The 269-nt window shown below is 71.0% G+C and carries 1 protein-coding gene; it reads left to right on the top strand.

What is annotated here, in order from left to right:
- Positions 1 to 269 (top strand): cupin domain-containing protein (locus FLQ44_RS20110; protein ID WP_240801356.1); only part of this gene is annotated, 269 nt, incomplete at both ends.

Genomic DNA, 269 nt, shown 5'->3' with positions numbered 1-269 from the left:
CTCGGTCGGCCCGCACGTCGACCAGTACGACGTGTTCCTGATGCAGGGCCTGGGCGAGCGGCGCTGGCAGATCGACGTCGATCCGGCTGCGCCCAGGACCTTCCGTGAGGGCGCACAGCTGCGCCTGTTGCAGCAGTTCACGCCCAGCCATGACTGGGTGCTCGGCCCCGGCGATGTGCTCTACCTGCCGCCCGGCGTGCCCCACCACGGCGTCGCCGAAACGCCCTGTTTGACCCTGTCTCGGGGCACGCGCGCGCGGCGGGACAAAG

The organism is Vogesella mureinivorans (assembly GCF_007644035.1).
GTDB lineage: Bacteria > Pseudomonadota > Gammaproteobacteria > Burkholderiales > Chromobacteriaceae > Vogesella > Vogesella mureinivorans.
The sequence above is the reverse complement of the archived record's forward strand: the minus strand, read 5'-3'. Positions and strand labels throughout refer to the sequence as shown.